The following is a 22,378-nucleotide window of genomic DNA, read 5'->3' on the forward strand; positions in this document are numbered from 1 at the left end:
TAGAAAGGTAATTATATATGTTTGAATTAAGTTTTATGCAAAATGCCTTTATGGCTGGAATTATAGTAGCAATACTTTGTCCATTTATTGGTCTATTTATTGTTCTTAGAAGAAATTCTATGATCGGAGATACATTATCACACTCATCCTTTGCTGGAGTAGCTATTGGCCTCGTAATAGGAACAAATCCAATAATTACTGCTTTTTTATTTACATCACTTTGTGCAATAATAATAGAATTTCTAAGAGATTATTATAAAAAATATTCTGAATTAGTTATGTCTATTGTATTGACCTTAAGTTTAGGTATTGCAATTATATTAGTAAGTAGCGGTAAAGCTGTTGCTAAAGTAGATTCTTTTTTATTTGGTAGTATATTAACTGTAACAAGAGCAGATATTTTACTAATTGCATTGATTGGTGCTGTTTGTATAATACTTTTACTTATAATTTATAATAAATTAATATATGTAACATTTGATGAAAGTGGTGCTAAAACTGTTGGAATAAATGTTAAACTTATAAATTACATATTTACATTATTAGTTGGTGCAACCATATCTCTTTCTATTCAAATAATGGGAATTTTAGTTGTTTCATCAATAATGGTAGTTCCTGTAGCAACTGCTATGCAATTAAAAAAGGGGTTTAATAAAACACTAATTTTTTCTATAATCTTTGGGTTAATAGATGTTATATTAGGTCTAGTTTTATCATATTATCTTAATAGCGCTCCTGGAGGAACAATTGCTTTAACTTCAGTAATAATGCTAATATTAACTTTAATTTTTACTTCTAACAAAAATCATTAAAACATAGGTAATAAAAAATGCTACATAAACATTTATTTTAAAAATAAATTCTTATGTAGCATTTTTTATTTAGTTCTGTTTTATTAGTATTATCAATAATTTAATATTCTTAAAGCAAAATCCTATCCTTTATCCTACATAGATATCATCTATAATTTTAATAATGGCAAAACGCTTTTAAAATAACGATTTTTTTAATTCTCAATACTTTATAAACTCAATTTGAAGTTAAGAACTCTATCTATACTTTACTTATTTTTTTTGCACTCTTGACATACACCTTTAAGAATAAGGTTATGTTCTGTTAATGTAAAACCAGTTTTGTTTTCTACAAGTTCTTGTATTTGAATCATAGGACATGGAATCTCAACTTCTTTATGACAAATATCACATTTTAAAAAATGCATATGAGTCTTTTTCTTTAATTTATAAGAAAATACTCCATCTTCAAGAACAATTTTATCAATTATATCTTTTTCTTCAAATAACTCTAATGTTCTATAAATAGTACTTAAATTAATATTTATATTATCACATCTACATATTTGATATATTTTTTCTGCACTCAAACTATTATTAGAAATTCTTAATATTTCTAATATCTCAATTCTTCCTTTGGTTACTTTTATATTCTTATTTTTTAAAAATTCTTTTAAATCCATTAGTATATCCCCTAATAAACATTCTTAAGTTTATTATAACACATGATTATTAAAGAACTATACTAAAAGAATACCATTTTTAATCCAAATAATATTAATATAACTCCTGCTAAAAAATCAGCATATTTACTTATAAAACTAATCTTTCTTATATATTTACATAAAAATAATCCACTTAAACATATTATCAATGTTATAAGCCCTATAAGCAAAGAATCTAATATAAGAAGTAAACTATTGTTTAAATTATGAAGAGTAGTAAATCCAACAACTAACGCATCTATGCTTACAGATACTCCTAGTATTATACAAGTACTACTCTTCTCTAATACATCATTTTTCTCATTATTCAATCCATCAAACATCATAAGTATACCTATAATAAAAAGTATTATACCACCTGCCAAAGAAGATATATTTACAATATAGAGATCAAATAAATATCCTATAGTACCTCCAACATAAGTAAACAAAAACTGAAAAAAAGCAAATGACAGTATAAATTTTATTTTATTTCTGTAAGTAAGTATAGAATTTAATCCTATACTCAGTGTTACGCCGAACGCATCCATAGCTAATATAATTCCTATTAATATAACTTCGCTTAAACCCATAATAATCACTTTCCTTATATCTATTAAAATTACTATCTATAATAATAATTATTATTATGAAACTGAAAATATATGCAAAAATAATTAATTAATTTAATATTTATCAAAAAAACTATTTATTTAATGTACTTTTTGTTGTATATTATTAAATAGAGTATTACTAATAAGTAAATAGTATATCACATTTATACTATTATGTTTTAAAAAGGAGCGTTTTTATGTCTAATTGTATTATTGCACAATCTGGTGGTCCAACTTCTGTTATTAATTCTAGTGTAGTAGGATTAATACACGCTAACAAGTCACTTAAAGTTTTTGATAAGGTCTATGGTGGCTTAAATGGTATTGAAGGAATTTTAAATAAAAATATAATTGATCTTACCTTAATTAATGAAGATGAATTACAAACTTTTAGATATACACCATCTTCTGGGTTAGGATCTTGTAGATATAAATTACAAAATCCCGATAATTCTTGTGATGAATATGAAAATTTAATAAAAATATTAAAAGAATATGATATAACTTCATTTTTTTATGTAGGTGGAAATGATTCAATGGATACAATTGCCAAACTTTCTGCTTATTCTAAAAAAAATAATATTGATATAAAATTTATAGGAATTCCTAAAACCATTGATAATGATTTAATGTTTACAGATCATACACCTGGTTTTGGTAGCGCAGCAAAGTTCATTACAACATCAGTATTAGAAACTTATCTAGATTCTTCAGTTTATATAAATAATGGTATATTTATATTAGAGACTATGGGACGAGACACAGGTTGGCTAGCAGCTTCAGCTTGCATAGCAAAAATAGATAACAAACCTGTTGCTGATTTCATTTATCTTCCTGAAACTGTTTTTGATAAATACCAATTTATAAATGATGTTAGAGAAAGATTTAAAAAACAAAATAAAGTTTATATTGTTGTATCAGAAGGTATTAAAGATGAAACTGGTAAATTTATCTCTGAATTCCAATGTGTTTCTAATGATAATTTTGGACATGCTCAATTAGGTGGTGTTAGTAAGTATCTAAGAAATTTACTTCTTGATGCCGGTATAACTAAAAGAGTAAAGGCTTTAGAACTAGGAATTTTACAACGTTGTGCTATGCACTTTGCATCTGATTCTGATTTAAATGAAGCTTATGATGTTGGTTATGTAGCTTTACAAAGTGCAGCAAATAATGAAAGTGGTAAAATGGTTGCTATAAAACGTGAAGATTCTAAAGACTATAAATCATCTTATTTCTTAGTAGATGCTGATAAAGTAGCTAATAATGTTAGGTACTTCCCTTCTGAATGGATTAATGAGGATGGAAACTTTTTAAAAGAAGAAGCTTGTGAGTATTTTTCACCATTAGTAAAAAATATTCCTAATTTAAAACTAGAAAATAACTTACCACAATATAAAGTTTTTAATGTCTAATTATGTTTAACTGAGTAAAAGAGTTATTAAACTCAAACTAATAACTCTCTTACTATAAAAATCTAATATAACCAAGATTTCATATTATCTAAATAATGAACTTTTAGAATATATCTAAAAGTTCATTATTTATAAAGTTAAATTTCCTCTTGCAATATCCTCTACTGTATTTAAAAAGAAATCTATTTCCTTTTCTGTATTATATACTGCAAAACTTACTCTAATCATTCCTGGCATTCTTTTTGTTTCATCATTTAAAAAAGAACTTGCTTCTTCCTCGCTTATTCCCATAAGCCTTCTACAATAAGGATGTGCACAAAACCATCCATGCCTTACTGCTATTCCACGCCTCTTAGCTAATATTTCAGCTACTTCTTTGTCATAAAATTCATTTATATTAAAAACAGCTATTCCAAGCCTATCATAAATATTAAAGGTATCACCGTAATTAATTATTTGTGGAATGCTTTCAAGGCCTTGCAACATTCTTTTTAAAAGAACTTTCTCATGTTCTTCAATAAATTGATATCCTATATCCCTTAATTCTCTTAATGAATTTATTAAAGACATTACTCCTAAAAAATTTGGAGTCCCTGCTTCATTTTTTTCTGGTGGCTTAAGATAAGTTACTTCATTATCTAAAACCAGCTCCACTGTTCCTCCACCTGAATAGTCTGGAAGAGAATTTATAAAATCTTCTTTTAATCCTATTATTACACCTATTCCAAATGGAGAATATATTTTATGAGAAGAAAATACTAAAAAGTCTATATCCTCTTCTTTTGAATTTCCGCTAATACTAATTTTTTTATGAGCTACAAGTTGAGCTGCATCTACTATTAATTTAGCACCATATTGATGAACTATTTTGGCTATTTCATGAATATTGTTTATATATCCAGTTACATTAGATGCACCAGTTAGGGATACATATTTTATTTTTCCAAGATTACTTTTTAACTTTTCTTCTAACTCTTCAATTTTTAATCTTCCTTCTTTATTAACTTCTATATAATCAACTTTTCCTCTATTTCTCCAAGGCAAATCATTTGAATGATGCTCCATTCTTGATATAAGAACAATTTCATCATCTTTTTTAATTAATGTTTTAGCAAGTTTATTTAAAGCTTCTGTTGTATTATTAACATAGATTACAACATATTTATCTCTATTTTTTATATTAAAAAAATCCATTAAAAATTTTTTTGATTCATAATATAACTCAGTAGTTATTTCTGCTTTTTGACCTGTACCTCTCCCTATAGATGCGTAAGTTTTACTGAGTTTTTTCATATATGAAAAATTAGATTTAAAAGTAGGTGTAGTTGCTGCATTATCAAAATTTATTGAATTTATGCCATGACCTCTATAATCATAAACTTTTTCATCTATTCCAAGAAATAAATCTCTAACGTTCTCCTCATTTTTTATCCTCATATACATCTCCTCCAATATATCCTATTCATATGTAGCTTTTATTGTGTCACCAAGGAATGTAGTTAATTTAAGTAATATATATGTATATAAATTCATATTATAAAGTGTAACAAATAGTCTTTTATAGTCATATAGTTATTAAGATAATATATGGAGGTATTGTAAAAAAATGAAACCTGATAAAAAATATATGAATATTAAATGTAATAATGACTTTGATTACGATTTTATGCCACTACAAAACATTTTTAATTTTCGCTGTAATCATTCATCATTAACACCCCTTTTTAAGGTTAATAATTCTCTCTTCGATAATGAACCTGATCATAATTTTAGAGGTGATATTAATTCTTCAGACTTATTTCCAGATGAAACTGTTGAATCTGAGCTATACTGTTATGTTAATGAATTAAATGAAAATTGTCACACAAAAAATGATGCTATAAAAGAAGAAAATCCCTCTGAATTGACTCCTGATAAAATATTAAGAGGTTTTGATTTAGATTTAAATGAAAATGAAGATTTAGAGCGTGCTAAGCCCGATAATCAGGTAAATAGAATTTATTTAAGAATTGAAAAAAATAATCCTAATATATTGAATACCCTTTTACGTTATGGTATTCCTTATCCAATGGCTAGGATGATTATTAAAAGAATAATAACATTGTCACTACAATATTGTGAAAAAAGGTAGGTGAAATTATATGTTTTTATTTAGAAATTCATTACCTGATATAGAATCTAATGTAAGGTTTATACATGCTATTCCTGAATCTTTAAGTGTTGATATTTATGCAAATGATAAACCACTATATTCTAATATCTCATTTGGAGAAGTTTCAAATTATATAAATATAGCTCCCGGTAAATATGATATTAAATTATATAAGGCCTATACTTATGATACTCCCCTTATATCTAAAACTATAGAAATATTACCACTCTCGTATTCAACTATAAATATAACTTATGAAAATAAAGAAGTAGCATTTTTTAAATTAGATGATGGTGAATTTGAAGCTAATCCGTTACTATCATATGTAAGATTTATTAATCTTTCACCAAACTTATCTGGTATTTCTTTATCATTACCAGATGGACCACTTTTATTTGATGAAATTCCTTACTTAGAGACAACAGATTACTATCCTGTATCTCCTGGAATATATAATTTTGTTGTATCAGATAAAAATAATTTTAGTAAATTTATAAGTAATATTAATTTAGAAAAAAATATGTTCATAACAATTTATATAGTTGGAATTTTTAATGACACTCCTAGAATAGGATATATCCTCACTAAAGATGCTTATAGACAAAAGTAATTTTATAAATAATACCTATCTTAATATATTTAATCTATATTTTAAGATAGGTATTTTAAATTTAGGTTCTGTTTTAGCAAAGTTTTAATATATGCATAAGCAAAGCTAAATGGAACTTAACTTTTAAACCTTTATCATAGCTAAAATTTTCTTAAATAAAATAGGCTTGATAGTATCTATATCAGTAGGTTCTTTAAATATTATCGTTGTAAAGCATACACTTCCTACCAATTCTATTATCATAAACAAAGTCATTTCAGCTTCTTCTTTTGACATGCCAGAATTAACTAGGTTTTTTATAAAACTATCTACCACTTTATTTACATTGTAATATTCTTCTGGCTTTAATATATTTTTTCTATATAATCCCCAAGAAATATTTTTATTTATAATTTTAAGAAGTAACTTATTATGTTTTAAATTTTCTATTATATAATCTATAAAAAATAAAACTCTTTCTGAAAAATCCTCTATTTTTTCATTAGTGGTCTCATTCATAGCCTCTTTTAATAACTTGTTGCTCTTTTTTAATATAAGTTTATTTAAAAGATCATGTTTATCATTAAAATATAAATAAAATGTACCTTTTGCTATTCCAGCTTTATTTACAATATCACTTATAGAAGTCTTCTCAATTCCTTGTGTTAAAAACAGTTCATATGCTGAATCAAATAACTGCTTTTCCTTCAATTGCTTCTTTGCACTAACCTTATCAATCTTTTCGTCATATAAGTTCATTTATAATTCCTCCAAAGATTATTCCTTAAATTGATATACCTATTATAAAATAGTATAATTATATAATATACATTTAATTATAACAATAAAACATTGGAGGATAAATAATGATTGTCTTAAGTTGTAAAGATATAAGTAAAAGTTATGGAATAGATGATATTTTAAAGGAAGTAACTTTTTCTGTTAATGATGGAGATAAGGTTGGTATAATTGGATCAAATGGAGAAGGTAAATCTACTCTATTCAAAATACTTTCTAAAGAAATCCTTCAAGATACAGGTGATATTTATATAGATAAAAATAAATCTATAGGCTATTTATCTCAACATTTAAACTTAAATTCTGAGTTTACTCTTTATGATGAAATGTTGACAGTATTTAATGAGCTTATACAACTAGAAAATAAAATTTCTAATTTACAAATAAAAATGGGTGAACCTTATGACGAGAAAAATGCTGCTTATCACGAAAAAATAATAAAAGACTATACGACCGCTCAAGATTTATATGAAAACAGAGGTGGATATACATATAAGGGTGAAATATCTCGTATAGTTAAAGGTTTAGGATTTAATGAAAATGATTTTGATAAAGTTATTTCAACACTTAGTGGTGGACAGAAGACTAGAGTAGCTTTATGTAAGCTACTGCTTTTAAAACCTGATATATTGCTACTAGATGAACCTACTAATCATTTAGATTTGGATGCAATTGAATGGCTTGAAGAATACTTAAAAAGCTATAAAGGAACTGTTCTTATAATCTCACATGATAGATATTTCTTAGATTCTGTTACTAATATAACTTTTCAAGTTATAAATGGCCATGTTAATTGCTATAATGCGTCATATACTAAATACTTAGAATTAAAAGAAAAAGATTATGAAAGTAAATTAAAAGCTTATAATCTTCAACAAGCTGAAATTAAAAGACAAGAAGCTATTATAGAAAAATTCAGATCATTCAATAGAGAAAAGAGTATTAAGGCTGCTGAAAGTAGAGAAAAAGCTCTTGATAGAATTGACTTATTGAATGCTCCTGATGTTGAAAAATCTGCTTCTAAAATAAACTTTGAAACCTCTGTAAAAAGTGGATTTGATGTATTACATATTGAAGATCTATCTAAATCTTATGGAGAAAAAAAATTATTTTCTAATCTTTCTATTGATTTAAAACGTGGAGAAAAAATTGCTTTAATAGGTGAAAATGGTCGAGGTAAAACAACTTTATTTAACATAATAATGGATAAAGTGAAAAGTGATAGTGGCGTTAAAGTTTTAGGTGCAAATGTTAATATTGGGTATTATGATCAAGAACAATCAAATCTTAATCTTGATAAAACAATAATAGATGAGCTTTGGGACGACTTTGCTGAATTAACTACTACACAAATTAGAAATGTTCTCGCTTCTTTTTTGTTTACTGGAGATGATGTTTTTAAGAAAATTGATAAACTAAGCGGTGGAGAAAAGTGTAGAATTAATTTATTAAAACTTATGTTATCTAAAGCTAATTTATTATTATTAGATGAACCTACTAACCACTTAGACATACCATCTAGAGAAGCCCTAGAAGATGCTATTTTAAGCTATGATGGTTCATTACTAGTAATATCTCATGATAGATACTTTTTAAATAAAGTTATAAATAGAATATTAGAACTAACTGAAAATGGAGTTATAAATTATTTAGGTAATTATAGCTATTATACAGAAAAGAAAAAAAATCCTTTGAGATTTGAAAATTATGATGAACAGGATTCATCAAAAACAAAGACTCAATTAAATACAGAAAAAAAGAAAAAAAAGGCTTTAGATAAAGAGGCCAAGGCCCTTCAAAATAAAATAAAATCTCTTGAAGAAACTATAAATAAAAATGAAGAAGATTTATTAATGCTTCAGGAAGAATTGTGTAAAGAAGAAATTTACTCAGTTCCATCTGAAAGTGAGAGAGTTAATAAAGAGATTAAAGCCAAAGAAAGCTTAATTGAAGAACTTTATGCACAATGGGAAGAATTAAATGAATCAAACTAAAAAGGACTATGTTTTAAAACTATATATTTCAGAAATGATATAGTAACTACAGCCTTCTAAGGCTGTAGTTACTATACTATCTTAATCCTGAAGATCCAAATCCATTTGCTTTTCTTTCAGAATCACTTAATTCATTAACTTCTTCTATTTGAACATTAAGTACAGGTTTTATAACCATTTGAGCAATTTTCATGCCCTCTTCTATTTTAAAACTTTCTTTGCTATGGTTTATTAAAATAACACCAATTTCACCTCTATAGCCTTCATCTATAGTTCCTGGTGAATTTAAAGTAGTAATTCCATGTTTTAATGCTAATCCACTTCTTGGTCTAATTTGAGCCTCTGTATTTTTAGGAAGCTCTATTTGTATTCCTGTATGAATTAAGCCCCTCTCTCCTGGTTCTAATAATAATTTCTCTACTGAATATAAATCTAATCCTGCATCTCCCTCATGAGCATAATTAGGCACTATTGCTTTTTCATTAATTTTCTTTATTTTTAATATGTACCTTTCCATATAATCACCTACTTAAAATATCTCGTGTAGCATAAGCTATACGGATTGTCTTTGCTTATATGATTATAAAATATAATTATATAAATAGCAAAAGATTGATAAGTTAAACAATCTTATCAATCTTTTAAAATATAGAAATTATCTATATCTACAATTCTTTTTTAAATTATTCATAACTAAAATTTTAGCATTAGTATTTTCTCTATTTATATTTACTTCATTCCAATTAACATACTTAGGCTTTTCAAAATAATTTTTATTAACAATCTCTATTATTCTATAACATCCTTCTGGTAAATTCTCGAATACTACTTTTCCTTGTTTATTAGTTAAACAAGATTCAATAAATACTGGACATACACCATTAAGCTTATACAAATTTATTTTAGCACCCTCTAAATATTCATTTTTACCGCCACAGTTTATAGATGATATAACTACTATTTCTCCTCTGACTTTTGGACATTGATTATTGTAATAACTAAATCCATTAAGTTCTGAATCATTTAATGTATCATGTTTTTGTATATCCGACTCACAATTTTCATAAGAAAAATTTCTACTATCAATATTGTTGTTTTCTGTTAACTCGTAATCATTTTCTTGAGAATTATAATTGTTTTTTATTGAATCCATTTCATCTTCTGTTAAATCATAATTAATTTTTAGTAAATCCTCGTTATCTCCTGTAAAATTGTAATTACCTTTCACTGCATGATTTTTCTCTTCTACTAAATCACAATCCATATCTATATTAGAAAAATCAGGATCTTCATCTGAAATTTCAAATATACATATATCATCATCAGATTCATAATACTTTATTTTTTCACCTGACGCTGATAAATTTATATGCATGTTATTCGTATCATTAGCCATAAAAACTTTCCTTTCTTATTTCTATACAATACTAGAATATGATTCAAAAATATTTTATGTGCTAATGACTTCAGATATTTAGATTTTAAGAAATTTACTTATTAAATAATTATTGTTCTTATACTAACAAAACAATGGTATCATAAGTTGGCCTAAATAATTTATTAAAGATAAGTCCTCTTGTGTATATTCCCTCTTATTCACTGAAATAGAGACATATATAATTCCTATTACTTCTCCATTATATATTATTGGTGTTATACACAGTGATTTCCAATCATGTATTCCAAAACATTTATCTACATATGAGTTATCCCAATCAATTAAATAATATCCCTTAGCATTATTAATAGCTTCCTCTATTAAAGTCATATTAAGCTTTTCTCTATCATTAATTTTATGTTCATTAATTTTATCTTCATTAATTTTATCTTCATTAATTTTATCTTCTTTAATTTTCTCGTTATAAATCTTTGCTATTTTCTTATTCTTTACAATAAATGCTGTAGCAAATTCCGAACCAGTTATTTGAATTATCTTTGAAAGAAATTTATATATTTTATCTTCTTTACTACTTTTATTGGTTAATAATTCAAGTATATCTTTTATTAGTGGAACTAACTTATTATCGTTATTATACTTAAATGGTAATATACCCTTAGATATATTTATATTATTACTTAATACTTCTATATTATCATTCCATATAGTTGTTTTATTTTTTCCTTGAGCTTTAGATGTATATAATGCTTGATCCGCCATTTTTATTAAATCTTCTGAATTTGAAGAATGTTTTAAATAAACTGATATTCCTAAACTAATAGTCACTTTTCTTTTTTCACCTAAAATCTTAGCACACTCAACTTTATTTCTTATTCCTTCTGAAAACAAATATGCATCCTCTTCACTTTTTTCAGGTAAAAGTATAATAAATTCTTCTCCTCCATATCTTACAAATACATCTTCTTTAGATAAGCATTTTTTAACTTCCTGTGTTAGTTTTATTAAAACTTCATCTCCTGTTTGATGACCATATCTGTCATTTACTCCTTTAAAATCATCTATATCAAAAATAATTAATGAAAATTCCTTTCCTTTTGAATAAGAGTCATCTATCAAATCACAAAAAGCTTTTTCAAGATATTTTCTATTATACACTCCTGTAAGTTTATCCAATGTAGAACTTATCATTAACTTATATTGATCTAATAAAAACATTACAAAAGGCATTAAATTTTTAACCTTAATTTTTGAATTAGAATTTATATTATTTATAGCATTATTGGATATTAAAATAAGTTTTCCATTAATACATTCATTGTTAGTAATAAATTTTCTTTTATTTCTAAACTTTATATACATACATGCTTGAATTCCATCTCTAAGCATTTCGTAATTCATTTTACTTTTATTATTACAATCATTAGATATAATCACTATTTCTTTGTTAGGATTTACTTTTAATGAAAAATATTTTAAAATTTCTTTTTTATCTTCTATTCTATATTCACATATAACTTCATTTTCTCCAAAATTATTTTCAATTGTAAGTAATGCCTTATCTGATAGTGTTATTCTTGCAATATATTTTAATAAATTTTCTAAATTTTTTACTATATTATTTGAAAAATTACTTAGTATTTCATATATATTACTTTCAAAATTGCAATAATAATTACTATAGTGCTTTTGCATAATATCAAAAAATTCTTTGTTTAATAACAATTTACTAATTTTTAATTCATCTAATAATTCATTTATTTTAAAATCAACATCTATACAATTTAGTTTATTTAAATTTAGTTTTATCCCCATGTTTTCCACTAATATTTTTCTAAATTTATTATAAACAACTAAAAACATACTATTATTAATATATTGTATCTTATATTTTTCAGGTAATGAATTTATTATATTTATGAATATATTAATAGATTCATAATAATAATTTATTGCCAGCTCTTGAAATCCTTTACTTTTATATTTTTCAGCTATTGAGCAATATACCATTGCTTTTACTTCTTGATTTCTACTAAACTTAATTACTTTTAAAGCATCCTTAATTAAATTATTATAATCATTATCTTTTGATAAGTATAATGCTAAAAAAATATATCCTAATTGATTATCATATTCCTTTGGGCATTCTTTTATATTAAGAAATAATTCTCTTGCTAATTCTTTATATCCTAAAAATAATATACTTACTACACTGCCTATTAACATTCCTTCTTTAGTAACAGGATTTGTTAAAGTAATCAATTCATCCTTTAATAATTGAAAAGTTCTTTTTACGTCATTTTCATTTTTACAATTAATAATGCATAATTGGTAGTATTGGCTCTTTATTTTACTAAACTCCGTCCCTTTGTAATCATTTATTATTTTATTAATTGCACTTAATTCTTTAAATGCATGTTTAAAATTATATATTCTACAATTATACAAGGCTTCTGTAGATTTAATAGTAAGCATATCTAATTCTGATACTTGTATTCCTTTTTTTAACTCAGAAATTAATTCATAGTAATTAGATGCTAATTTTGTTTTTCCTAATCTACAATATACCCAACATAGTAGAGTACAAATTCTAAGAATATATCTATCCAATCCATTTTCTCTGGCAATTTCTAATGCTATTAGCAAATTTTCACTAGCTTTATTATATTTGAATATTTCTATGTTCATTTTAGCTATGTGTATTAAACTTGAAACTTCTTTTTTATAAACCTTATATTTAGTACTTAATTTTCTAATATCTATAAGACTTTTTAAAATATCATCTATATTTTTTCCAATTTCATTATTAATAACTTCACAATTTATTTTAGTAGTTAATAATCCTGCATAATTATTTTCCATTTCAAATACATTCATAGATTCATTCAATAACTTTTTAGCTTCACTATACTTTCCTTCTGAAATAAATATACTGCTTAGTAATAATTTTGCACAAGCATATACCCCTACTGTAATATTGCTATTTTTACAAATCTCAAAAACTTTCTCTATATATTTCACTGATAAAGCTTTTTTGCTCTCTATTTTAGCTACTAATGCAAGTGCATAATAATAATATGCTTCACCTTTAGAATAATCTATGTTATTTAAAAGATTTCTTACTACTTTTAACGGATAAGTTAAATCTATAGGCTTGTATTCTTTTGAAGTTATTATTATCATCCTAAGAAGTACATACGCTTGTAGCTCTTTTTGATCATTATTCATAGCATCTATATTCGCTTTATTGAAATAATTATATGCCTCTTTATCTTTTCCTACTTTTTCATTTAACTTTCCAATACTTATTGCAATTCTTGTTTTTTCATTGCATTCCGCACAGCTTAATGCCTTTTTATAATAATATATAGATTTAAACGTATCTCCATAATCATCAAACTTTTTTCCACATTTTAAACTATATTCTATCAATTTTTCTTTTTGATTAGATTTTTCTAGTTGATTTAAATATTCATCCAAATATTCTTGGGTATTCTTTAATATTTTTTCTAAAAAATAGCAAGAATCAGTATGCATTGTTAAACTTTTTTCTTTAGGCATCTTAGAATAAATTATTTTTTTCACTAAATCATTATAAAAATCTACTCTAACCCCAGAATCACTTATTTTATCAATTAAGAATCTATTTTTCTTTAATTTATAATATATATTTTTTCTTTTATTATCTAAAATTACATATGAAAATATCAAAGTTTCAGATAATGGCATTTGAAATATTGATAACCTTTCCAATATTTCAAGTTCTTCATTATTTAAATTTAATATTTTATTTTCTAATATTTTTTCTACTCCCTTAGGAATAACAATATTATTTACATCAATCTTGCTTCTCCATCTTCCATCATCTCTAGATAAATATATAATTCCATCTTTATATAACTCTTCTATGGTTTTGCTAATAAATTGTGGCTTTCCTAAGGTTTCAGAATATATCTTCATACAAAGTTCACCTATACTCTTGTGATAATTCAACATATTCTTTACCATTTTGCTAGTATTATAATTATTAAAATAATTTACTGCAACTTCTTCATAATTTGGCAGTGATCTAATAAACTTCATATATTCTATCATTTCACAATCAAAATCTTCTTCATTAGTAGACATTATAATCATTATATTTTCTAATTTCTTTCTTAATAAGCACATATATTTAAAGAATAATTTAAATACTTCACTAGTTTTTTCAATATCATCTATTAAAATAATTAACATATTATTTAAAGTATATTCATGTAAAAGAGTACAAACTCTATTGATAATTTTAAGCGTATTTTCATCATTAATTACTTTATCTTCCAAAAGCATATCTATAAATTTTTCTAAATACGCTCCATATTTATCCTTTAAATATTTATCTAAATTGTTGTATATATTTTTAATAGTAACAATAAAATTAGTGCTAGAACATATATTATCTATTATTAAGTATGAGTTTTCTCTCTTATTACCAATATATTTACTAGATATCTTTCGTTTAATTTCCTTTAAAGTTGTAGTCTTACCATTGCCTTGTTCCCCTTTAAAACATATTATTTTATATTTAAGTTTATTTTCAGATATATGCTTAAATCCTAATTCTATCTTCTTTATCTCATCTTCCATTCCAATTATATCTAAATCTGTTTGAACTTTATCTAATGCTTCAAATATAAATATACTATAGTTCTTATTTAGTTTTTTATTTATACATTTAATAAAATCAGTTATTTTAGGAGCTTTATTGAATGATAATATTTTATCTATAGAATTGTTTCCTTTAAAATATCTCTTTAACTCAACATCATTAAATAAGTTTTTAAACAAATATAATATGTCCTTTATATTATCCTTTTGACTTGATTGATCTTCTAACTTATCAATGTTATAAGGATAAGGTAATGATTTCACTCCTAATAGATTATTTTCTCTAAATTTACTTATTTCATATTGTAATAAATTTTTTATCTTTATGCTTACTTTATTATCATCATTTGAAACTATAATTATATCCTTCATGCTTAAGTCATCAAATATATACCCTTTAATATTTAATGTATTAACCGCTGCACATAATTCCATAAAAATATCTAGTTTTTCATTAAATGAACATTTATTTAAATAAACTTCAGTATCTATTTGCGTATCTATATATTCTGTTACATATCCATAGTTTAATTTATCTAAATTTATCCCATCTATGTTTTTTATTACTTCTATATCTAATATATTAACCACATTTTTAAAGTTTAAATTTTTTATTGTCTTAAACTTACTTAATAAATATTCTCTGCAATTTTCATATTCAACATTATCTTGAAAAATATATAAATTATATATTTTATTATTACGTATATTGATAACCTTATATATATAAAAATTTTCATTAACATCTATAGATCCATTAATAGAATATTTTTTATTTAAAGTCTTCAAGTAAGTTCACCTCTTTACTGTTTTTACATATAAAACTATATATTTAATTTTATAATTTTATTTTTCATTTAATGTGTGAATATAAGAAATAAACATTATTTATATTTATCTTAAAAGACTATTTATAAAATGAGAACTTTCCCTTCTATAAATAGTCTTATCTAATAAGCAAAATCAAATATATCTCACCAAATTTATACATATATTCCATATACCTGTAATTTTATCATTTACCTAAATACAATTCAACAAAAAACATATATTTAATATTATATAAATATTTTTAATATATTAGGTAAATAATATTATTGTGAATATGTATTGAAGGTGATTTTATGAAATTTAACAAATTTAACAGATTATTTATTTTATTATTAGCATTTATTCTGATAACTAATTTAAATAGCAAAGTAGCTTATGCAGAAGATGAATCGAAAACTAATAAAGTTATATACTTAACTTTCGATGATGGACCAGCCAGTAAAGTTACAGAAGATGTTCTAGATATTTTAAAGGAAGAAAAAATACATGCAACATTTTTTTTAATAGGAGAACAAATTAAGGGTCAAGAAGATTTAGTAAAAAGAATTTATGATGAGGGACACTCTCTAGGTCTGCATAGTATGACTCATAAAAAAAATAATTTATATTCTTCTAATGAACATTTTTTAAAAGAAATGTTAGAAACTCAAGAATTAATAAATTCTATTGTTGGAATAAAACCTAATATTCTAAGATTTCCATTTGGATGTAACAATAGTAGTTATAAGTTGTGTAAATCCATGATTGATTTACTTCATGAAAATAACTTGAAAATATATGATTGGAATGTCGATAGTGGTGATGGTGCTAACCATTCAGCTGCTCCTAGTACATTTATAAAGAACTCTAGAAGTGATAAAGAGCAAGTAGTTTTATTAATGCATTGCGGATATATTAGTAAAAATTCAGTTAAAGCTTTACCAGAAGTGATTAAATATTATAAAGATAAAGGATATGAATTTAAAACTATTACAGATGAAACCCCTGAAGAATATCATCTTATTAAATAGAAATTTTTAATTTTAACTAAATCAAAATAAAAAACATCTATATTATTGATTGATTTTTCAATTGATATAGATGTTTTTTATTTATTATAATTTAAGCATACGCTTTAGTTGTTGATACAGTTCTTGCAACTATTTTATACATTACATATCCAGCAAATGCATTCAAAGCTGTTGTCGGTAATACTACTGCCATAAATAGTATCCCAAATGAAGCTCCTCCTGGTAAACCCGCTGTCAACATTAATACTGTTAAAAATATTGCTCCGCTCACTAAAGTTCCAACAGATAACAATATTATTATTTGTATATTCTTTCCAACCCTTTCTCTTAAAGGAATTAGCACTAAATACATAATATTACATGTAATAAATTTATCTGCAATATTAGGCAATTGACCTCCTGGTGTTTTACTAGTTAAAGCTGTAAATATTCCTACTATAAGCCCACAAATTATTGTAGTTTTATAATCTTTATTATAAACAATTATTATAAATAACATAGCTAATGCAAAATCTGGTTGCATTGGTAACCCTAGTGCTGGTGTAAGTTGATGTAAAATTACTCCTATTGCTATTAAAATTGCATTTGTAATCATTCTTTTTGTATTCATTTTAATTCCCCCATTTTTTATATCAATTAATATTCAAAGTCTTTAAATACAATTCCTTTCACAACATAACTACCACACCCCATACAATTTAATTTTTAAGTAGCTAGTATCTATAAGTCACATTCAAATAAATAAAAAAAACCGTCCTATATATAAATATATATAGGACGGATATTATCCGCGTTGCCACCTAAATTGCATAAATAAAAATGCCTCTCTTTTTTTGATACTAACATATCTCATTCGCTATAACGTGCGACTTACGGCTCAACTACTCTCTAAAAGATTTCATATTGCTCCTCAAAGGCCCATTCATCATTAGCATTAGTACTGAAATTTCACCATCTTCAGCTCTCTTAAACTTAGCACCTGATTACTATCCCTCTTCTTAGGATTTGTATTATTAATATATATATTATCCCCTTTTTACACATTTGTCAATTTTATTTAGAAATTTCTTTGCATATCATATTTTTAATTTTTTCAAATCTTTCTGGCTTACTATAATAGTATCCTTGTACCACATCACAAGAAATTCCCTTCAAATAATCTACTTGTTGTTTTGATTCTACGCCTTCTGCTATTACTTCTATTCCTAATTGATGTGATAAATTAATAATATTTTCTATTATGCACTTATTTTTTGAATTCTTTTCTAAGTCAACCACAAAAGTTCTATCTATTTTTAATGCATCTATAGGAAGTTTAGTTAAATAATTAAGAGATGAATATCCCGTTCCAAAATCATCTAATGCTATACTTATTCCCAAATCTCTAATTTCATTAAGAATTTTTATATTTTTATCAAATGATTTCATTAGCATACTTTCAGTAATTTCCACTTGAATGTAATTAGGATTAACTCTATATTTATATATAAATTTCTTTAAATCTGATACAATACTATCTTCTCTTAGCTGCATTTCTGATAAATTTACTGCCATCTTAAAATTTAAGTAACCTTCATTTATTAATATTCTTACCTTTTTAAAAACTTCTTCTAATACAAAACTTCCAATTGGAATAATCATTTTAGTATTTTCTGCTATTGGTATAAATTCATCTGGACTAACAACTCCCATATCATTACTATTCCATCTTACCAAAGCCTCAAAACTTCGTACTAAAAAATCATCCAAAGTAACCTTAGGTTGAAATACTATAAATATCTCTTTATTATCTAATGCATATCTTAATCCCTTTTGTAATGAATATACTCTATTTAATTCAAGTGATATTTTATCATTAAAAAAATTATATTCATTTTTTCCATTTCCTTTTGCTACATACATAGCAGCATCTGAATTTTTTAATAGTGTATCAAAATCTACACCATTATATGGATACAAAGATGCTCCTATACTCACACTAACATATACCTCTTTCTCATCTATTATTATAGATTCATCAAAAGACTTAACTATTTTTCTACATAAAATACTTACTTCATTTAAATCAATAATGTCTGGAATAAATATTAAAAAAGTATCTCCACTATATCTACATACTAGATCACGTTCTGAAACCAAAGATAATATTTTATTAGCAGCTACTTTTAATGCTACATCTCCAAATTCATGTCCAAAAGATTCGTTTACATATTTAAAATTATCTAAGTTAAGCATTAACATAGCACATTGAACTTGTTCTTCTTTACATTCTTTTAAAAATCCCATTACAGTTCGTTTAAAATAATAACAATTAGGAAGTTCTGTTGTTCTATCACATTCAATTAATGATGTTATTTTTTGATTAATGAAATACTCTTCAGATAATTCTTTATATAAAAGGTCTATCTCGGAAATCCAATAATTAGAATCCAAATTTTCAAAACAATAATGTATTCCCATTAAAGTATACCCATCATATTTCTTAACTACCTTCCCCACAAAGATGAAATATAGAATATTATTATTTTTTTTTATTCTATAATGAGTTACTAGATGCTTTTTAGAATCATAAATTTTTTTTAAGTCTTCTTTGAATATATCTTTTATTTTATTTAAATCTTCTAGATATATATAATTTAAAAATTGATTAATTTTCTTATTGTCTATTTCATAATCCTCTAAAAAATCAACTATTTTATAGTCAAATGTCAATTCATCCTTTAATGGATTCCAGAACATAGTTATTCCATTAATATCTAAGTGATTAAATAAATCCTTGTAATTAAAATTTAATTTTTCTATATTCATAATTAACATTCCCTCATCAAATAATTATTTTAATTACTTGTCATCATCTGCCCTGCTGTCTTTTTTATCATTTACTAAAGATAAAACTAAAGCTGTAGTAGCTGCAAGAACACCCATAATTTTTCCGTATTTTTTTAAGTTCATTATTCTTTCCTCCTACTCTTTTTATTTTATTATACCTAATTTTTAACTAAAATGCTTTAAATTGATTATGTAATTTATTATATTCATATCCGATACTTTTACATCTATGTACTATATCTTCTTCTTTTAAATCCAAATCATAACAAAGTGATTGTAATGAATCATAATTATCTCTTAATTTCATATTCATAATACTAACCAATAAATTAGCATCCATACTTATTACATCTTCTCTATTCATCTTCATCATTCCTTTATAGATATTTTATTTTTATTTATAATATACTTTTTATTCTATTATTTTATATAATTACTTTCAATTACTCCGCCCACTTTACTTATGCATATGTCAACACCCTGCTAAAACAGATCCTATATTAAAAAGGTTGTCAAAATTAAGACAACCTCTATTTATTCTTCATCATATACATCTAAAAATGAATATTTTTTATTTCCTTTTTGCCATCCTAGTATTGAATCCATACTAACATTTTCAGCAGATTTAAATATAGACTTATCTACACCATCAAAATTTTGTTTTAATTGTGCAATTAGATCCTTTATTTCATATCTCTTATTGCCTGTTCTTTCTGCTGCTACCATGCATGCACAATTTAACGGAGCAATTCCAGTACTTTTAATAAATTTCTTTATGTATTCTTCTTCAATATAATACATTGGTCTTATTAATTCTAAATTTTCAAAATTTGCTGATTTAAGCTTTGGTAGCATTGTTTTAAAATTACCACCATATAATATATTTAATAAAGTTGTTTCTATAACATCATTATAATGATGTCCTAATGCTAACTTATTGCATCCAAGCTCTTGAGCTTTATTATAAAGAGAACCCCTTCTCATTCTAGCACATAAATAACATGGGTAATCCTTAGCCATTTTATCAACTACATCAAAAATTCCTGATTCATAAATAGTTATTGGAATATTTAAATATTCACAGTTATCTAATAACAATTGTCTTATATGTGGATGATATCCTGGATCCATAGCTATAAATTCTACTTCAAAATTCATTTGACCATGTTTTTGAAGTTCTTGAAATAATTTTGCCATAAGAATACTATCTTTTCCTCCTGATATGGCTACTCCAATTTTATCTCCTTCTTGAATAAGTTCGTAATTCTTAATTGCTTTTACAAACTTAGACCAAACATGTTTTCTATATGTTTTTACTATACTTCTTTCAATATCTTTTAATGGCTTTTTTTCTTCATCCGGTATAATAGTCGGACAACCTTTACCTGCTATACTATTCATAATATACACCTCATTTTTTCATAGTAATTATAACATCATTTATATAAATTTAAAAATAATTATTTTTACAAACCTTTATAATTATCGACTAATTAATCAACAAATTTTTAACATTATTCATTATTTAATTAACAATGAAAATTACTACAATTAGTATAATTTTTGCATTATTAGGATGAAACTATACTAATTTTGATGCTTATTTTCTTAATAACCTTTTAATTTTTATGTAAAAGTTTAAACTTAGATAAATTTTTAACAATTTCTTATTGAATATTTTTGGAAACATGATAAAATTACATTGTCGGTATTCTTAATAAAGAAACTGAACAGAAAAACTAATAATTAAATTTTTCTGAATTATATCCTTATTAAATATGGGAATAAGAACGGAGGCATTTTATGGAAAGAATTAATGTAAAAACAAAATTTTCAACTAGAAAAATGGCTATGGTAGGTATGCTATCTGCTATCTCTATTTTTTTAGGCTTAACAGGATTAGGATTTATTCCAATACCACCTGTTAAAGCTACTATCATGCATATACCTGTTATCATAGGTGCAATTATTGAAGGACCTGTTGTTGGTGCTTTAGTTGGTGGAGTGTTTGGATTATTTTCAATGTACCAAGCGTTTACAGCTCCAATGCCAACATCATTTATATTTTGGAATCCTATAATTGCAATATTACCTAGAGTTCTAATTGGGATAGTATCATACTATGTTTATACATTCTTAAAAAATAAAATTAAAAATAAAAGTATTAGTATTGGTACTGCTGCTATACTAGGAACGCTAACTAATACAATTGGTGTTATGGGCTTAACATATATTATTTATTTAGAAAAATACGCTCATGCATTAGGAATTAGTAGACAAGCTGCTACTATAGGAATTGGTAGTGTTATTACACTTAATGGTTCTATAGAAGCTATTGTAAGTGCTTTGATTTCAGTTCCAGTAATAATGACAATATTAAAAATAAATAGGAATAATTAATTTCAATATTAAATAAAAAAACAATGGTGTAAAATAACTATATCTTTTTACTATCATTGTTTTTTTGTTTATTAGAACAAAATCGCCAAGGCGACTTTAGAGCCGTGGATTTTTTTAGCCATGCACCCTTTCCAAACGCAGTGAAGGAATAATGGTGCGGCATATGCATAAGTAAAGCTGCACATGTAATTAAAATCTAGAGGAGGTA

18 protein-coding genes and 1 other annotated feature are annotated in these 22,378 nt (G+C 24.7%); of the genes, 7 read left to right on the plus strand and 11 right to left on the minus strand.

The window, feature by feature from the left end:
• The first annotated feature begins 17 nt into the window (after positions 1-17).
• Positions 18-812 (plus strand): metal ABC transporter permease, encoded by a 795-nt coding sequence (locus NG904_RS10615; protein ID WP_252212710.1) that lies wholly within the window; start codon positions 18-20, stop codon positions 810-812.
• Between the two features lie 248 nt (positions 813-1,060).
• Here NG904_RS10615 and NG904_RS10620 read toward each other — a convergent pair whose 3' ends face one another.
• Together NG904_RS10620 and NG904_RS10625 are read right to left on the minus strand one after the other, a co-directional pair.
• A complete protein-coding gene (locus tag NG904_RS10620) occupies positions 1,061-1,474 on the minus strand; it encodes a Fur family transcriptional regulator (protein ID WP_252212711.1) in 414 nt (137 codons plus the stop codon).
• 62 nt (positions 1,475-1,536) lie between these two features.
• Entirely contained in the window at positions 1,537-2,088 is a 552-nt protein-coding gene (locus tag NG904_RS10625) for a manganese efflux pump MntP (RefSeq protein ID WP_252224721.1), read from the minus strand.
• Between the two features lie 218 nt (positions 2,089-2,306).
• Between NG904_RS10625 and NG904_RS10630 the strand changes: the two genes are divergently transcribed.
• Positions 2,307-3,524, plus strand: coding sequence for a 6-phosphofructokinase (locus tag NG904_RS10630; protein WP_252231581.1), 1,218 nt, complete (start codon positions 2,307-2,309; stop codon positions 3,522-3,524).
• Between the two features lie 129 nt (positions 3,525-3,653).
• On the opposite strand, the gene NG904_RS10635 is transcribed toward NG904_RS10630, so the two are convergent.
• On the minus strand, positions 3,654-4,961 hold the full coding sequence (locus NG904_RS10635; protein WP_252212714.1) for an aminotransferase class V-fold PLP-dependent enzyme: 1,308 nt from the start codon (positions 4,959-4,961) through the stop codon (positions 3,654-3,656).
• Between the two features lie 169 nt (positions 4,962-5,130).
• Here NG904_RS10635 and NG904_RS10640 point away from each other — a divergent pair, with 169 nt between their 5' ends.
• Positions 5,131-5,655, plus strand: coding sequence for a hypothetical protein (locus NG904_RS10640; protein WP_252231583.1), 525 nt, complete (start codon positions 5,131-5,133; stop codon positions 5,653-5,655).
• Positions 5,656-5,665: 10 nt separating this feature from the next.
• Positions 5,666-6,286 carry a DUF4397 domain-containing protein gene (locus NG904_RS10645; protein ID WP_252212716.1) on the plus strand — a complete coding sequence of 207 codons (621 nt, stop codon included), beginning with the start codon at positions 5,666-5,668 and terminating at the stop codon, positions 6,284-6,286.
• Between the two features lie 123 nt (positions 6,287-6,409).
• Here NG904_RS10645 and NG904_RS10650 read toward each other — a convergent pair whose 3' ends face one another.
• Positions 6,410-7,024, minus strand: coding sequence for a TetR/AcrR family transcriptional regulator (locus NG904_RS10650; RefSeq protein ID WP_252231591.1), 615 nt, complete (start codon positions 7,022-7,024; stop codon positions 6,410-6,412).
• Positions 7,025-7,131: 107 nt separating this feature from the next.
• Here NG904_RS10650 and NG904_RS10655 point away from each other — a divergent pair, with 107 nt between their 5' ends.
• Entirely contained in the window at positions 7,132-9,057 is a 1,926-nt protein-coding gene (locus NG904_RS10655; RefSeq protein WP_252231593.1) for an ABC-F family ATP-binding cassette domain-containing protein, read from the plus strand.
• A 76-nt stretch (positions 9,058-9,133) separates the two neighbouring features.
• Here the strand turns inward: NG904_RS10655 and dut are convergent, their stop codons facing one another.
• The 3 genes from dut to NG904_RS10670 all read right to left on the minus strand — a co-directional run bounded on the left by dut (position 9,134) and on the right by NG904_RS10670 (position 15,889).
• A complete protein-coding gene (gene dut / locus NG904_RS10660) occupies positions 9,134-9,574 on the minus strand; it encodes a dUTP diphosphatase (RefSeq protein ID WP_252231595.1) in 441 nt (146 codons plus the stop codon).
• 138 nt (positions 9,575-9,712) lie between these two features.
• Positions 9,713-10,453 carry a prealbumin-like fold domain-containing protein gene (locus NG904_RS10665; protein ID WP_252231597.1) on the minus strand — a complete coding sequence of 247 codons (741 nt, stop codon included), beginning with the start codon at positions 10,451-10,453 and terminating at the stop codon, positions 9,713-9,715.
• A gap of 123 nt (positions 10,454-10,576) precedes the next feature.
• Positions 10,577-15,889 (minus strand): diguanylate cyclase, encoded by a 5,313-nt coding sequence (locus tag NG904_RS10670; RefSeq protein WP_252231599.1) that lies wholly within the window; start codon positions 15,887-15,889, stop codon positions 10,577-10,579.
• 335 nt (positions 15,890-16,224) lie between these two features.
• Here NG904_RS10670 and NG904_RS10675 point away from each other — a divergent pair, with 335 nt between their 5' ends.
• A complete protein-coding gene (locus tag NG904_RS10675; RefSeq protein ID WP_252231601.1) occupies positions 16,225-16,941 on the plus strand; it encodes a polysaccharide deacetylase family protein in 717 nt (238 codons plus the stop codon).
• Between the two features lie 91 nt (positions 16,942-17,032).
• Here NG904_RS10675 and NG904_RS10680 read toward each other — a convergent pair whose 3' ends face one another.
• From NG904_RS10680 to NG904_RS10695, 4 genes are all read right to left on the minus strand, one after another.
• Entirely contained in the window at positions 17,033-17,551 is a 519-nt protein-coding gene (locus NG904_RS10680) for a tryptophan transporter (protein WP_252231602.1), read from the minus strand.
• Positions 17,552-17,711: 160 nt separating this feature from the next.
• Positions 17,712-17,950 (minus strand) — a binding site (T-box leader).
• 44 nt (positions 17,951-17,994) lie between these two features.
• On the minus strand, positions 17,995-19,749 hold the full coding sequence (locus tag NG904_RS10685; RefSeq protein ID WP_252231603.1) for a putative bifunctional diguanylate cyclase/phosphodiesterase: 1,755 nt from the start codon (positions 19,747-19,749) through the stop codon (positions 17,995-17,997).
• A 190-nt stretch (positions 19,750-19,939) separates the two neighbouring features.
• Complete coding sequence (locus tag NG904_RS10690) at positions 19,940-20,134, minus strand: DUF4250 domain-containing protein (protein ID WP_252212725.1); 195 nt, start codon at positions 20,132-20,134, stop codon at positions 19,940-19,942.
• Positions 20,135-20,304: 170 nt separating this feature from the next.
• Positions 20,305-21,171 carry a tRNA 2-thiocytidine biosynthesis TtcA family protein gene (locus NG904_RS10695; protein WP_252212726.1) on the minus strand — a complete coding sequence of 289 codons (867 nt, stop codon included), beginning with the start codon at positions 21,169-21,171 and terminating at the stop codon, positions 20,305-20,307.
• 402 nt (positions 21,172-21,573) lie between these two features.
• On the opposite strand from NG904_RS10695, the gene NG904_RS10700 reads away from it, so the two are divergent.
• Complete coding sequence (locus NG904_RS10700; RefSeq protein ID WP_252212727.1) at positions 21,574-22,170, plus strand: ECF transporter S component; 597 nt, start codon at positions 21,574-21,576, stop codon at positions 22,168-22,170.
• Positions 22,171-22,378: the final 208 nt, after the last annotated feature.

Source organism: Clostridium sp. ZBS15, assembly GCF_023845705.1.
Taxonomy (GTDB): domain Bacteria; phylum Bacillota; class Clostridia; order Clostridiales; family Clostridiaceae; genus Clostridium; species Clostridium aquiflavi.

Coding starts and splice junctions, on each gene's coding strand:
- NG904_RS10615 (WP_252212710.1), top strand. CDS start 18: ATGTTTGAATTAAGTTTTATGCAAAATGCCTTTATGGCTGGAATTATA.
- NG904_RS10620 (WP_252212711.1), bottom strand. CDS start 1,474: ATGGATTTAAAAGAATTTTTAAAAAATAAGAATATAAAAGTAACCAAA.
- NG904_RS10625 (WP_252224721.1), bottom strand. CDS start 2,088: ATGGGTTTAAGCGAAGTTATATTAATAGGAATTATATTAGCTATGGAT.
- NG904_RS10630 (WP_252231581.1), top strand. CDS start 2,307: ATGTCTAATTGTATTATTGCACAATCTGGTGGTCCAACTTCTGTTATT.
- NG904_RS10635 (WP_252212714.1), bottom strand. CDS start 4,961: ATGAGGATAAAAAATGAGGAGAACGTTAGAGATTTATTTCTTGGAATA.
- NG904_RS10640 (WP_252231583.1), top strand. CDS start 5,131: ATGAAACCTGATAAAAAATATATGAATATTAAATGTAATAATGACTTT.
- NG904_RS10645 (WP_252212716.1), top strand. CDS start 5,666: ATGTTTTTATTTAGAAATTCATTACCTGATATAGAATCTAATGTAAGG.
- NG904_RS10650 (WP_252231591.1), bottom strand. CDS start 7,024: ATGAACTTATATGACGAAAAGATTGATAAGGTTAGTGCAAAGAAGCAA.
- NG904_RS10655 (WP_252231593.1), top strand. CDS start 7,132: ATGATTGTCTTAAGTTGTAAAGATATAAGTAAAAGTTATGGAATAGAT.
- dut (WP_252231595.1), bottom strand. CDS start 9,574: ATGGAAAGGTACATATTAAAAATAAAGAAAATTAATGAAAAAGCAATA.
- NG904_RS10665 (WP_252231597.1), bottom strand. CDS start 10,453: ATGGCTAATGATACGAATAACATGCATATAAATTTATCAGCGTCAGGT.
- NG904_RS10675 (WP_252231601.1), top strand. CDS start 16,225: ATGAAATTTAACAAATTTAACAGATTATTTATTTTATTATTAGCATTT.
- NG904_RS10680 (WP_252231602.1), bottom strand. CDS start 17,551: ATGAATACAAAAAGAATGATTACAAATGCAATTTTAATAGCAATAGGA.
- NG904_RS10685 (WP_252231603.1), bottom strand. CDS start 19,749: ATGAATATAGAAAAATTAAATTTTAATTACAAGGATTTATTTAATCAC.
- NG904_RS10690 (WP_252212725.1), bottom strand. CDS start 20,134: ATGAATAGAGAAGATGTAATAAGTATGGATGCTAATTTATTGGTTAGT.
- NG904_RS10695 (WP_252212726.1), bottom strand. CDS start 21,171: ATGAATAGTATAGCAGGTAAAGGTTGTCCGACTATTATACCGGATGAA.
- NG904_RS10700 (WP_252212727.1), top strand. CDS start 21,574: ATGGAAAGAATTAATGTAAAAACAAAATTTTCAACTAGAAAAATGGCT.